We start from the raw sequence: 12,721 nt of genomic DNA, 5'->3' as shown, positions 1-12,721 counted from the left end.
TCTGATTGGAGCGACCTCGTGGGTCTTCTCTTACGCATGTTTCCGGCGGCGCTGGTCGCCGCCGGATTGTCCGGCTTCGCCAGTGCGGAGACGTTGACGGCTGCGCCGGACCGGCCGCTCCAGGCGGTGCTGGACGGCGCCCGCCCCGGCGACGTCGTCCAGCTGGCGCCCGGCGAATATCACGGTGCGATCCGGATCGACCGCCCCTTGCAGCTGGTCGGGAGCCGAGGCGCGGTGCTCGACGGCGACGGCTCCGGCAACGTCATCACCGTCACTGCGCCCGACGTCACAATCCGCGGCGTGACCATCCGGGCATCCGGCCGCGACCTGCAGGAGATGAATTCCGGGATATTCCTGCAAAAGACGGCAGAACGCGCCAAGATCGAGGACAACCGGCTGGTGGGAAACCTGTTCGGCGTCTATGTGCACGGCGCCCAGGGTTCGCGCGTCGTCCGCAACGAGATCGAGGGACTGCGTGGCGGGCGTCTCAGCGAGGCAGGCAACGGCGTCTCGCTGTGGAATGCGCCCGACGTCACCATCGCCGACAACACGTTCCGCTACGGCCGCGACGGCATCTTCACGATTTCGAGCCGAAAGGACCGCTTCATCAACAACCGCTTCGAGCAGGTCCGCTTCGCCGTCCATTACATGTACACCAACGACAGCGAGGTGAGCGGCAACGTCTCGATCGGCAACCACGTCGGCTACGCCATCATGTATTCGAACCGTCTGGTGATCCGCGGCAACTCCTCCGATCACGATCGCGACCATGGGATGCTCTTCAACTACGCGAACTATGCCCAGATCGAGGACAACCGGGTCACGGGCGGCCCGCTCGGCGCGATGACACAGAGTGCGGAGGACGGTCCCGCCGACGAGCGAGGCATGCTTCCGCAGCAGGCACGGGAGACCACTCTCAAGAGCGGCCCGGAGAAATGCGTGTTCATCTACAACACCAATCACAACAAATTCCGCAACAACTGGTTCGAACGCTGCGCCATCGGCGTGCACTTCACGGCCGGCTCCGAAGGCAACGAAATCACGGGCAACGCCTTCGTCGGCAACGCCAACCAGGTGAAATATGTCGGCACCCGGCACCTCGACTGGTCGACCGGCGGGCGCGGCAATTACTGGAGCGATAATCCGGCGTTCGACCTCAACGGCGACGGTATCGCCGACACGGCGTACCGGCCGAACGACCTCATCGATCGCGTGCTGTGGACGGCGCCGGCTGCGAAGGTCCTGATCAACAGCCCCGCCGTCCAGGTGATCCGCTGGGCGCAGGCACAGTTTCCCGCGCTGCTGCCGGGCGGCGTGGTCGACAGCCATCCGCTGGTGTCGCCGCCGCGGACCCCGGCGAAGGAAACACGATGACCAGCACGGTACGCGTCAGCGACGTCACCAAGGCATATGGCCGGGTCGAGGCCGTGCGCGGTGCGTCGTTCACGCTTGGCCAGGGCGAGCTGGTCGCCTTGATCGGGCACAACGGCGCCGGCAAGACTACGCTCATGAAGCTCATGCTCGGGTTGATCCGGCCGACCAGCGGCGCCATCGAGGTTCTCGGAGACAATCCCGCCGCAGGCGAATTCGCGGGCCGACGACAGCTCGGCTACCTGCCGGAAAACGTCTCCTTCGACCCCGCCCTCACCGGCCGCGAGACCCAGGCCTTCTACGCCAGGCTGAAGCGAGAGCCGGTCGCAAAGTCGCTGGAGCTGCTCGACGCCGTGGGCCTCGGAGCCGCCAGCCGCCGCCGGGTCGGCACCTACTCCAAGGGCATGCGTCAGCGGCTGGGGCTCGCGCAGGCGCTGCTTGGCGAGCCGCGCGTGTTGCTGCTGGACGAGCCGACCACCGGTCTCGATCCGGAGCTGCGCCAGACCTTCTACGACATCATCGCCCGGCTCTCCGCTGCGGGCGCGACCGTGCTGCTGTCGTCGCATGCGCTGACCGAGCTCGAGGAGCGCGCCGGCCGGGTCATCATCATGAACCGCGGCATCAAGGTCGCGGACGGATCGATCGACGAGCTGCGTCGTCTCGCCCGCCTGCCCACCAGGATCCGACTCAAGGTGGCTGGCCTCGCCCCGAGCGAGATGCCGCCCTGGGCGCCCAAGGACGTGGCCTGCCGTCGTTTGAACGGCCACATCGTCGAGATCGACGCCGCGCCGGAGCGGAAGATCGAGCTTCTGCATCGTGCGACGGCCGCCGGCAATTCGGTCGAGGACGTCGACGTGGTCCCGCCAACCCTCGACGAGCTCTATGCTCATTTCCTCCGGCAATCGGAGCAGGCGCCATGAATGTCCTGATCATCGCCGCCAAGGAAGTCCACCAGGCCATCCGCAATCGCTGGGTGCTTGCCGCAACGCTCCTGCTCGCCGGGCTTGCCCTGTCACTGACCTTTCTCGGCAGCGCGCCGACCGGGAACGTGGGCGTCCGCACGCTGGACGTGGTCGTCGTCAGCCTGTCGAGCCTGACGATCTTTCTCGTTCCGCTCATCGCGCTTCTGATCTCCCATGACGCCATCGTCGGCGAGATGGAACGGGGGACGATGCTGTTGCTGCTGAGCTATCCGGTCGCGCGATGGCAGGTGCTGCTCGGCAAGTTCTTGGGCCACCTCGCCGTCCTCGCCTTTGCGACCTGCCTCGGCTACGGCGCGGCGGTGGGAGTGCTGGCAGCGACGGGCAGCCAGATTGATCGCGATAGTTTTCTCGCGTTCGCGGCGATGGTGGGCTCCTCCGTGCTGCTCGGCGCCGCTTTCGTCGCCATTGGATATCTGGTCAGCGCGCTCGTGCGCGACCGTGGAACGGCGGCCGGCATCTGCATCGGATTGTGGCTGCTGCTCGTGCTGATCTACGACATGGCGCTGCTGGGCGTGCTTGCGCTCGATCAGGGACGCAGCATCTCGGCGAGCGTGCTCAACGCCCTGCTGCTGTCGAATCCGACCGACGCCTATCGGCTCATCAACCTGACCGGTTTCGCCAATGTCAGCACCTTCGCCGGCATGGCTGGCCTCGCCCAAACCACGTCCCTGACGATACCGGTCCTTCTGACCGCCCTGCTCTGCTGGACGCTGCTGCCGCTGGGGCTGGCCGCGCTCGCCTTCTCGCGGAGGGAGCTATGAGGCGCCGAACGATCCTCTTCGCCTTGTTCTTGCCGCTCGCGCTGGCGGGCTGCAATGAGAAGCAGGCCGCGAAGATCCCGCCGCCGCATCGGATGACCGCCGAAGACATCGGCCATTACTGCGGCATGAACGTGCTCGAGCACCCGGGACCGAAGGGCCATATCTTCGCCGCGAGCCTCATGGAGCCCGTGTGGTTCTCGTCGGTGCGGGACACAATCGCCTTCACCATGCTGCCGGACGAGCCCAAGGACATCCAGGCGATCTACGTGTCCGACATGGGCAAGGCGCCTGACTGGGCCAAGCCCGGCGCCGACAACTGGATCGAGGCGCGCAAGGCGCTGTTCGTGATCGAGAGCCGGCTCAAGAGCGGCATGGGCGGCGACGAGGCCGTTCCGTTCTCGGACCGCGCGGCGGCGGAGAAGTTCATCGGAGAAAACGGCGGCAGGATCGTCGGCTTCGACGACGTACCCCGCGACTATGTCTTGACGTCGGCGAATGTCACCGGCGCCGCTGCGGCCGGCGAAGCGGCCGAAGCCCCGCCGGGCGAACGACCGAGGAGGACGCCATGACGCGAGCACTGACGCGCCGACGCTTCATCCGGATCAGCGCAGCGGCAGCGGGCCTCGGCGCGCTGTCCCCAGGACATCCCGCTCGTGCGGAGGTCGCGCCGGTGACCTGGCGTGGCACGATGCTGGGCGCGGTCGCCACGATGGAGATCCATGACGAAGACCGCAGCCGGGCGGAGCGGCTGATCTCGCTGGCCTGCGCCGAGGCGCGACGGCTCGAGCGGCTGTTCAGCCTTTACCTGAACGATTCCGCCCTGGTCGAGCTGAACCGGACCGGTGTCCTGATCGATCCCGCCGCCGAAATGGTCGATCTGCTGTCGACCTCGCAGCACTATTCCACGGTGACGGGCGGTCTGTTCGATGTCACGGTGCAGCCGCTGTGGGAGCTTTATGCCCGCCACTTCGGTCAAGATGACGCGGATCCGGCCGGTCCTGCGGCAGCCGAGGTCCAGACCGCGCTCGCGCGGATCGGCAGCAGTCGGCTGACGATCAGCCGCGACCGGATCGTGATGCCCAAAGGCATGACCGTCACCCTGAACGGAATCGCGCAAGGCTACGTCACGGACAAGGTGGTCGAGCTGCTGCGGGCGCACGGCATCTCTCGCAGCCTGGTCGACATGGGCGAGCCCCGCGCGATCGGCACGCGTCCGGATGGACGGCCCTGGGAGATCGGCATCGCCGATCCCGACATTGTGGACCGCACGAAAACGGTGCTGCCGATCGTCGACCGCGCCGTGTCCACCTCGGGCGGCTACGGCTTCCAGTTCGACCCCAGGGCGCGCTTCAACCATTTGTTCGATCCCCGATCAGGCGGCTGCGCCCACCGCTATCGCAGCGTGACGACCGTGTCCCGTTGCGCGACCGCCGCGGACGCATTGTCGACGGCGTTCAGCCTGATCTCGGAAGACGAGATTCGATCGCTCTTGCCGCATGTCGACATCGACCGCGTGCACCTGATCGACGGGGCCGGCCGATCGGTCGAATTGTCGGCGTAACCTGCGCGCTACCGCAGCGGCAGCAGCTCCAACTGGCTCTGCGCCTTCTTCACGGCCGCTGCGTACCAGCTCTGGCTCGGCGCTTCCTTGGCGAAGCATTTCGTGTAGGCGTCCATGGCCTGATCCTCGCGGGCCATGTCGCCGCGCGGGTCCTTCTTGTTGACGGGTTTCGCCATCATCTGCTTCCACACCCGTTCGCAGGCCGGGATTTCAGCGGTCTTTAACGCGTCCGATGTGGCGAGGAAGTAGACCTTATCGCCCTTGATCGCGACGACGTCGATTTCATCCGGCGCTCCCTTGAGCCCGCCATTGCCGCGCAGGCCGAGCACGGCGACTGCAGCGCTCGCGGATGCGGGCCTTGTGATCGGCAGCTCAACATATTTGGCGAAGGCGGCGTCCTGGATCGCCTGATAATAGAAACGGTCGGACTTGAACGCGGCGCCGCTGTCCTGCGGCATGCCGTCCGCGCGATGCTCGCGTAGCCAGTGCGTGAGCAACCCCGTGGTGGTCACCACGGCCTGCATCTTGTCGCCTTCGGAGGCGAAACCGAGCCCGTCGAGATGGCCGAAGCCGATATCACTCTTGAACAGCGTGTCGACGTTCGACTTGCCGTCTGCGGGAAGCCCCTTGATCGTGACCGGTCCCACCAGGCCGCGCAGCACGCTTGCCAGCTCCTTGAGCGCCGCATCATGCTGCTTGTAGATCTCGTCGCTCTCCTTGGCACTCGAGAATTTTGCGATGTAGCGATCGCGCAGGTCGAGATAGTGCTGCTCCGGCGCGGCCGCATGGGCGGGCGTCGCCAGGGCGAGCAGGCAGAGCAAGGCAAGCGATTTCATTCGATGTCCGCGGACTGGGAGCGATCTCCAGTCTTTGTGCCCGCTACAGGCGGGAAGGTTCATCCGCAACGACCCGTACGGGACCCTACTCCGCCGGCGTCAGCTGCCGATCCAACCGCATCGCCGCGGTCGCGCGCACGCGGACGCGGGCGCGGCGCTTGCGCCACCAGATCACGACGCCGGTGACCGAGAGTGCCGCCACCACCAGGCCCATGATCGAGATCAGGATGCGGCCGAACAGTCCGACGATGCGGCCCGAATGCAGCGGAAACTGCGCCTGGACGAAGATGTCGGCGGCGGTACCGACCCAGGGCAGCCGTTCGCCGATCGGGCGGCCGTCCTCGCTGTCGTAATAGAGCTGCGCCGGGCCGACGCCGCCGGCGCCGTGGTCGTCACCGGGGTGGAAGAAGGCGGCGGCATAGACGCCATGGGCAGGGCCGTAATTGATCGAGCCGACCGGGATCGTCCATCCCCGCGCCTTGCCGTCGGCCGCGGCGCGTGCGGCGATGTCGGCGAAGCTGACTTTGGGCTCGATGGGATCGTCGAGATCGCGATAAGGCCGCTGCTCATAGGGTGTCGGCGTGTAGTTCGAGACCATCTTCATCAGCGGCGAGAACACCTCGAAATAGAGGTTCAGCGAGAACGCCGTGAAGGCGATGACGAACAGCACGCCCCAGGTCCAGAGACTGAAGGCGCGGTGGATGTCGAAATTGATCCGGTAGGCGCTGCCGGAGGTCTTGATGGTCCAGGCCGGCGCCCATCGCGCCCAGAAGCCGCGGTCGAGCTGGCGCGTGACGGCAGGCGCCCGCGCCGCCTTGGCGCGCCGGCGCGAGGGCAGCGTCAGATAGAAGCCGACGAAGCAATCGATGGTCCAGATGATGGCGATCACGCCGAGCACGCGCATGCCCCAGCGGTCGCTGCCCCAGAACTCCGGAATGTGCATCGTGTAGTGCAGCTTGTAGAGAAACGAGACGAAGTTTTCGCGCGAGACTGGCCAGACCGCGCCCCAATAGCGCCGGCCCAGCTCCGCGCCGGTGTTGGGATCGAGGAACACCTGATTGTAGTCGAGGCCGTAGCGCTTGCCGGTCGCCGGATCGATCCGCGGCATGACGAAGAACCACAGCGAGTGGCCCTGCTCCGGCGTCATGAAGAGGTAGACGACGCGCGCACGGGGATCGCGCTGCTCGATCATCCCTGCGAGCTCGATCGAGGGGATCGCCGGGCCTTTGCTGCTGACGTCGAACAGATGGCCGTTCAGGACGTCGTCGATCTCGTGATCCCAGGAGATGATCGCGCCGGTGATGCCGGAGAAGAACAGGAAGCCGGCCGTGAGCAATCCCGCCCAGCGATGCAGCCTGCCGAATATCGCTCTCATGGTCGTCAACTCTCATCAAGCGGTCCGGCTCGCCTTTACCTGGACCGTCCTCAGAATGAACTCACCATCGGTAAGTCAGCTTGCCGATGGCTTTCCGTCCCTCCGCGTAGAAGCAGCCGGACAGGCTGTAGCAGGCGGCGACATAGCGCGTGTCGGCAAGATTGGTGACGTTCAGCGACAAGCGCCAATTGTCCCTGGTGTAGGCGAGCAGCGCGTCCAGGACGGTCGCCGATCCTACCTTGAAGGTGTTGGCATCATCGCCCCAGGTCGCGCCGACATAACGGATGCCGCCGCCGAACTGCAGGCCTGCGAGCAGTCCGCTCTGGAGCGTGTAGTCGCTCCACAGCGAGGCGCGGTTGAGCGGCACGGTGACCGGCGCCTTGCCGACATTCACCGGATCCTGCGTGACCATCGCATCGACATAGGCATAGGCCGCGCGCAGGTTCCAGCCATCGGCAAGCGACATCGAGCCTTCGAGCTCGATGCCGCGGGATTTCACCTGCCCGGTCTGTTCGGCAATGTTGAGCGGCGGCGGGTAGGTGACGACGTTGTCGCGTGTCAGGTCGAAGGCGGCGAAGGTGAACAGCGCATTCCAGCCGAGTGGCTGGTACTTGACGCCGACCTCATACTGAACGCCGGTCTCGGGATTGAGCATCTGTCCGGATGCACCGGTCGCGAGCACCGGCAGGAACGACTCGGAATAGCTGAAATAGGGTGCGATGCCGTTGTCGAAATTGTACATCAATGCGGCGCGGCCGGTGAAAGCCGACGCATCTTTCGAGACCGAGGTGTTCGAGATACCGCTGTCGACCTGCGTCGTCACGAAATCCTGGCGCCCGCCGAGCTGGAGCGACAGCCGGCCGAGCTTGATCTGATCCTGCGCATAGAGGCCGACCTGCGACTGCTTGACGCCGGTGTTGTCACTCATGCCGCCGATGGTCCAGTCGTAGCTGTAGACCGGGTTGAAGACGTTGATCTCGGGCGCCGACGTCGTGACGGCGAAGGCGGTGTCGCGGAACGTCGTGTTGCGGTAGTCGACGCCAACCAGCGTGGTGTGGCTGAGGATGCCGGTGGTGAACTTGCCCTGGAGCTGGTTGTCCACCGCGAAGGAGTTGATGTAGGAGTTGCTGTAGCTGCCGAAGCGCGCGAGCTGCCCCGCGGCCTCGTTGGTATAGCCGCCGCCGTAAAACACCTTCTCCTCGTTGTGCTGATAGGCGTAGCGCAAATTCTGCCGGAACGTGATGTTGTCGGTGAAGTTGTGCGACAGCTGGTAGCCGGCGGTCGCAATCTCGGTGTTGAACGCGTTGAAGCTCGGCACGCCCGCGAAGAACGAGACCGGAATGGTGCGGCCGTTGTTCGGCCACACCGTGCCCGAGGCCGGCAGGAACTGCAGCCCCCACCCTGCCCGGTCACGCTGGTAGTTGGCCAGCAGCGTGATGGTGGTGTCTTCGTTTGGCTTGAACGTGACGGCGGGCGCGATGAAGACGCGGTTGTCCTTGGTGAAGTCGACCTGGGTCTCGCCGTCGCGGACGACGCCGGTGAGGCGCCACAGCACGGTGCCTTCCTTGTTGGCGGGACCGCCCATGTCGAACTGGCCCTGATAGCGGTTGAAGCTGCCGCCGGAGATCGAGACCTCGCCGAACTGCTGCGCCGTCGGCAGCTTGGTCACGTAGTTGAGGATGCCGCCGGTGCCGCTGCCGCCATACATCGCCGATGACGGGCCCTTGAGCACCTCCAGGCGCTCGGCCCCGTAGGGATCGAGGCCGTTGAAGTGCACGTAATTGCTGGAGGGAATCCGCAGGCCGTCGACATAGAGGCCCGACATGGTCGTGTCGAAGCCGCGGATCTGCAGAGCGCCGAAGCGGGTGTCCGAGCCGCCATTGACGTCGCCGCTGACACCGGCGGTGTAGCGCAGCGCCTCGCCGATCGAGACCGCGCCCTGATTCCTGACCTGGTCGGTGGTGACGACGGAGACCGACTGCGGGGTTTCGATCAGCGGTGTATCGGTCTTGGTGGCCGTGCCGCTTCGCGTGGCGACGAAACCGCGCACCGGACCATTGGCACGTTCGCCCGTCGCGCCGTTCGACGATGCCGACTGGGTTGGCGCGGCTGGCTGCGCGGGAGAGCGACGATTGGCGCGAGAGGTGCGTGTCGCCGCCCTTCGCGACGAAGCAACCGCCGCAGGACGGGCGCGCTGAACCGGCGCATCGACGGTGACAGCGGGAATTTGCGTTTGGGCTTGCACGGAACCGAAGGGCATGGCGAGGGAGAGCGTACTGACCGCTCCGAGGAGCAGCATGCGAATCTGTCGATGACGCAAGTGCTCACGCGAAAAAGGTTGGAAGTCGGTCACGTCTTTTATGCCCCACGCACTGCCGGCTTCGCCGGTATCGTTCTTGATGCCTCGCCCTAACTCAGGCGATTTCGGAGTGCGATAGGAACGGCGTTAGAATTTCTCCAGACATGCGAGCAGCATGTGCGACGAATGCGCTCACGCGCGCTGCGACGTCGCTTCTTTAGAATTGGAATATTTCCAGACTGAGATCGCGAGTCTGTTCGAAACGCGACCGCAAGCGACGGCTGCATCGCGCAATAGAGTTGCGACCGAAGCCGAAGGCGCAAGCCGTTGATGGTTACGCCCGGTCCGCGTGACAACAGGTCGCGGGGGCGCCCTTCTCGTGTGCCATCACGCTGCGGCTGTTGCGGTCCGGCGGGATGTCGCCGGCCGCATTGGCGGCGAAAAAGCCGGTCGGCTTCAGCAGGAAGCCGGCATATTCCACCGGCATGATCGGAAAGTCCTCGGGCTTGCAGACATGGGTGTGGCCGAACGAGTGCCACACCACGATATCGGCATTCTCGATATTGCGGTCCTTCGCGGCATAGCGCGGCAGGCCATCGCCGCCGGCATGGACGTTGGGATAGTCGCCGCTTGCGTATTTCTCGGCCGGATCGAATGCAGTCACCCATACATGCTTGGTCGCGAAGCCGCCGCGCTTGCGCACGTAACTGCCCTCCCGCGCCAGCATCAGCGGGCTCGGATTGACGACGAGCTTGTAGGCCGGAGCATTGCCGACCGAGTTGGTCTCGTTGGGATTGCTGATCTTCCAGAACCGGCCGGTTTGGCCATTGGCGATGCCCGCCGCGTCATGCTCGCGCGACAACACCCGCGTCGTGGTGTCGAAGACGTTGCCGTGCGGATTGTCCTCACCCCAGGGCCGCGGCACGAAATCGTGCTCGGTGACGGTATTGCCGCCGCCGTCGAGATCCATGTGCAGGCGGACGTTGAAGAAGTGTTGGTGCGTCGGTCCGCCCAGATTGTCGTCGACCATGCCGCCCCATTTGTACGTCTCGCCTGATGGCACGGCGGCGGTCTGGATGATGCCGGTGAGCTTGGTCTCCAGCTGGATCGTGCCGTCCTGGTAGAGATACCAGTAGAAGCCGTAATCGTAATTGCCGACGGTCGCGAAAAACGAGATCACGAGCCGCCGCGAGCGGCGGACCTCGAACAGGCCGTTGCGGAACTCATAGTGCTTCCAGGCGATCCCGTAATCTTCCTCATGCATGCAGATGGCGTTCTGCATGACGAAGGGCTCGCCCTTGCTGTCCGCGGCCGGGACGTCGAAATAGCGGATGTTGCCGAGACAGTCGCAGCCGAGCTCGAGCGCGTTCGCGAGCATGCCGAGGCCGTATTCGCCGGCATCGAACGCCGACTTCCAGAAATGGTTCGCGGTCGGATCGGCGTAAGGTACCACCATCTCGGTGACGCTGGCGCGATGGATCAGTGAGCGCTTGCGCGCGCCGTCCTGGTAGGCGAGCTGATGCAGCACGAGGCCCTCGCGCGGCGTGAAGCCGACGCGAAAGCTCCATTTCTGCCAGTCGACCTTCCAGCCGTCGACCTTGAAGCTCGCACCTTCCGGCTGCTCGATATGCAGCGGCTTGATGTCGGTGCGCGGATTGGTCACCTCATGCGCGCCGTAGTTCCGCTTCCTGCGCGGAATCGGCACGATCGGATCCTCATCCGTGAGGTCGATGACCTTGCCGCCGATCAGGTCGACGACAGCGACCACGCCCTCGATCGGGTGCGCATAGCCGTTGTCCTGGAGGTGCTCGCGAAAATAGCTGACGGCACGCACGATACGGGCGCCGCGCTCGAACTCCTTGTCGAAGAAACCCGACGAGAACGGATCGACCTGGACCAGCTCGATGTCCTTGTCGGAAAGCCCGCGCCGCACCATCGCCGCCCGCCAGCCGGGATCGGCCTTCACCACGGCCTCGCACTTGAAGAATTCTTCCAGCATGACCGGCGGCTGCCCGTAGGGCGCCTCGCGGTTCGGAATGACTTTTCGCGCCATGATCTCATTGCGGGTGAGATCGACGATGTGCTCGATCGCCTCACCCGTGGTGATGTCCAGCGTCAACGTGAAGGCGCGGCGCCCTGCGCTGCCTGCGGCTAGCTCCTGCTTGGTCGGCTCCTCCAGCCGCACCGTCGGGAAGCGGCAGTTCTCCGGCGAGATCACGTCGGCGCGCACCAGCGTGCAGGCGGCGGTGATCTCCTCGGTCGTCAGCGGATCGAGCGGATGCGGCGTCGCGGTCTCTGCTTGCGATTTGGCTTTGACGGTATCGAGCATGGGGATGTCCAGAAATCAGGCGAGATGCGCGGTGATGGCGTTGAAGGCGGCGAACCAGCGCTGGTCGACCGGAACGTCCATCGCCTTGGGCTGCGTGGCGAGCTTGACGATGACGGTGTCCGAGTCCCAATCGACATAAAGATGTTGGCCGTGGATGCCGATCGCGGTCATGGCGTTGCGCGCCGGATCGATCGTGAACCATTTGCTGCGATAGCGCGCGCCCGGGAAAAACTCGGCGAGGTCGCCGTCGGCCCAGGCTTTGGGATCGCCGTTCTCGCGGATGTCGTCGATCCACCAGCCCGGCACCACCTGCCGCCCCTCGACCACGCCGCGGCAGCGGATCATCTCGCCGAAACGGATGAGGTCACGCGCGGTGACGGAGATGCCGCCGGCGATGCGGCCCATGCCGTGGCTGTCGAGCGTGAGCGAGCCGTCCTCCTCCGCGCCCAGGGGCTGCCAGAGATATTCGGAGAGGATGCGATGGTAGGGCATGCCGCAGGCGCGCTCATAGACCCAGCCGAGCACCTCGGTATTGGGCGAGACGTAGTGGAACACCTTGCCGTGCGGCTTGCCGGTGCCGCGCAAGGTCGTGAGATAAGCGCGCTGGTGGCCTGCGTCGACGCCCGGCGGTGGCACGTCCCAGCCCGAGGAGAACCGATAGCGCGCAACGTCGCCGGCGGGATCCTCGTAATCCTCCTCGAACTTGATGGCGACGGCCATGTCGAGCAGGTTGCGGACCGTGCAACTGCCATAGACCGAAGTCTCCAGCTCCGGCACGTAGCGTACCACCCTCGCCTCGGGATCGAGCAGCCCGCGCGCGGCGAGCACGCCGCCGAGGGTGCCGGCGATCGCCTTGCTGATCGAGCAGATCAGATGCGGCGTGGTCACGCTCATGCCGTCGCCGTACCATTCGTGGATCAGCGTGCCCCGGTGCATGACGAGGAGCGTATCGGCAAACGTCTCGCGGAGCGTGGCTTCGATCGTGGTCTCCTTGCCATCCGGTGCGGTGAAGCCGAGTTTTGCCAGTTCGCGCGGCGCGCTTCGCATCGGCGTCCGCTGGGCGGAGCGGCGGATCTCTGCGGTCGGCAGCACTTCGCGGGTGTGGGTAAAGCCCCAGCGGATCGCGGGAAAGCTGCGCCAATTGGCGCGCGTCACCTGCGCCTCGGGCGCGGGCGGGCTGCCGCGCATGATCTCGGTCGGTCGCAT

At 65.4% G+C, this 12,721-nt stretch carries 10 protein-coding genes; 5 read left to right on the top strand and 5 right to left on the bottom strand.

Annotated features, from left to right (window positions below):
* The first annotated feature begins 18 nt into the window (after nt 1-18).
* Genes AABA84_RS15705 through AABA84_RS15685 form a run of 5 tightly spaced genes read left to right on the top strand, consistent with a single transcriptional unit; the run spans nt 19 to nt 4,676 of the window.
* Complete coding sequence (locus AABA84_RS15705) at nt 19-1,374, top strand: nitrous oxide reductase family maturation protein NosD (protein WP_338312460.1); 1,356 nt, start codon at nt 19-21, stop codon at nt 1,372-1,374.
* Entirely contained in the window at nt 1,371-2,291 is a 921-nt protein-coding gene (locus AABA84_RS15700; protein ID WP_028144649.1) for an ABC transporter ATP-binding protein, read from the top strand. The genes AABA84_RS15705 and AABA84_RS15700 overlap by 4 nt, the downstream gene beginning before the upstream one ends.
* Nucleotides 2,288-3,115 (top strand): ABC transporter permease, encoded by an 828-nt coding sequence (locus AABA84_RS15695; RefSeq protein WP_338309220.1) that lies wholly within the window; start codon nt 2,288-2,290, stop codon nt 3,113-3,115. Before AABA84_RS15700 ends, AABA84_RS15695 begins: the two co-directional genes overlap by 4 nt.
* Nucleotides 3,112-3,684: a nitrous oxide reductase accessory protein NosL gene (locus tag AABA84_RS15690; RefSeq protein WP_338312459.1), complete on the top strand. Its 573-nt coding sequence runs from the start codon at nt 3,112-3,114 to the stop codon at nt 3,682-3,684. The genes AABA84_RS15695 and AABA84_RS15690 overlap by 4 nt, the downstream gene beginning before the upstream one ends.
* Nucleotides 3,681-4,676 carry an FAD:protein FMN transferase gene (locus AABA84_RS15685; protein WP_212249405.1) on the top strand — a complete coding sequence of 332 codons (996 nt, stop codon included), beginning with the start codon at nt 3,681-3,683 and terminating at the stop codon, nt 4,674-4,676. Before AABA84_RS15690 ends, AABA84_RS15685 begins: the two co-directional genes overlap by 4 nt.
* A gap of 8 nt (nt 4,677-4,684) precedes the next feature.
* On the opposite strand, the gene AABA84_RS15680 is transcribed toward AABA84_RS15685, so the two are convergent.
* From AABA84_RS15680 to AABA84_RS15660, 5 genes are all read right to left on the bottom strand, one after another.
* The gene (locus AABA84_RS15680; protein WP_338312458.1) at nt 4,685-5,512 is read right to left on the bottom strand and encodes a hypothetical protein; all 828 of its coding nucleotides are present in this window, start codon (nt 5,510-5,512) and stop codon (nt 4,685-4,687) included.
* 85 nt (nt 5,513-5,597) lie between these two features.
* Nucleotides 5,598-6,887, bottom strand: coding sequence for a siderophore utilization protein FsrB (gene fsrB, locus AABA84_RS15675; protein WP_338312457.1), 1,290 nt, complete (start codon nt 6,885-6,887; stop codon nt 5,598-5,600).
* 61 nt (nt 6,888-6,948) lie between these two features.
* On the bottom strand, nt 6,949-8,937 hold the full coding sequence (locus AABA84_RS15670; protein ID WP_338312456.1) for a TonB-dependent siderophore receptor: 1,989 nt from the start codon (nt 8,935-8,937) through the stop codon (nt 6,949-6,951).
* A 583-nt stretch (nt 8,938-9,520) separates the two neighbouring features.
* Nucleotides 9,521-11,515, bottom strand: coding sequence for a primary-amine oxidase (locus AABA84_RS15665; protein ID WP_338312455.1), 1,995 nt, complete (start codon nt 11,513-11,515; stop codon nt 9,521-9,523).
* A gap of 15 nt (nt 11,516-11,530) precedes the next feature.
* Entirely contained in the window at nt 11,531-12,721 is a 1,191-nt protein-coding gene (locus AABA84_RS15660; RefSeq protein WP_212249400.1) for a serine hydrolase domain-containing protein, read from the bottom strand.

Origin of the sequence: Bradyrhizobium sp. TM239, assembly GCF_036247985.1 — a bacterium.
In the GTDB taxonomy this organism is placed as follows: domain Bacteria; phylum Pseudomonadota; class Alphaproteobacteria; order Rhizobiales; family Xanthobacteraceae; genus Bradyrhizobium; species Bradyrhizobium ottawaense.
The sequence above is the reverse complement of the archived record's forward strand: the minus strand, read 5'-3'. Positions and strand labels throughout refer to the sequence as shown.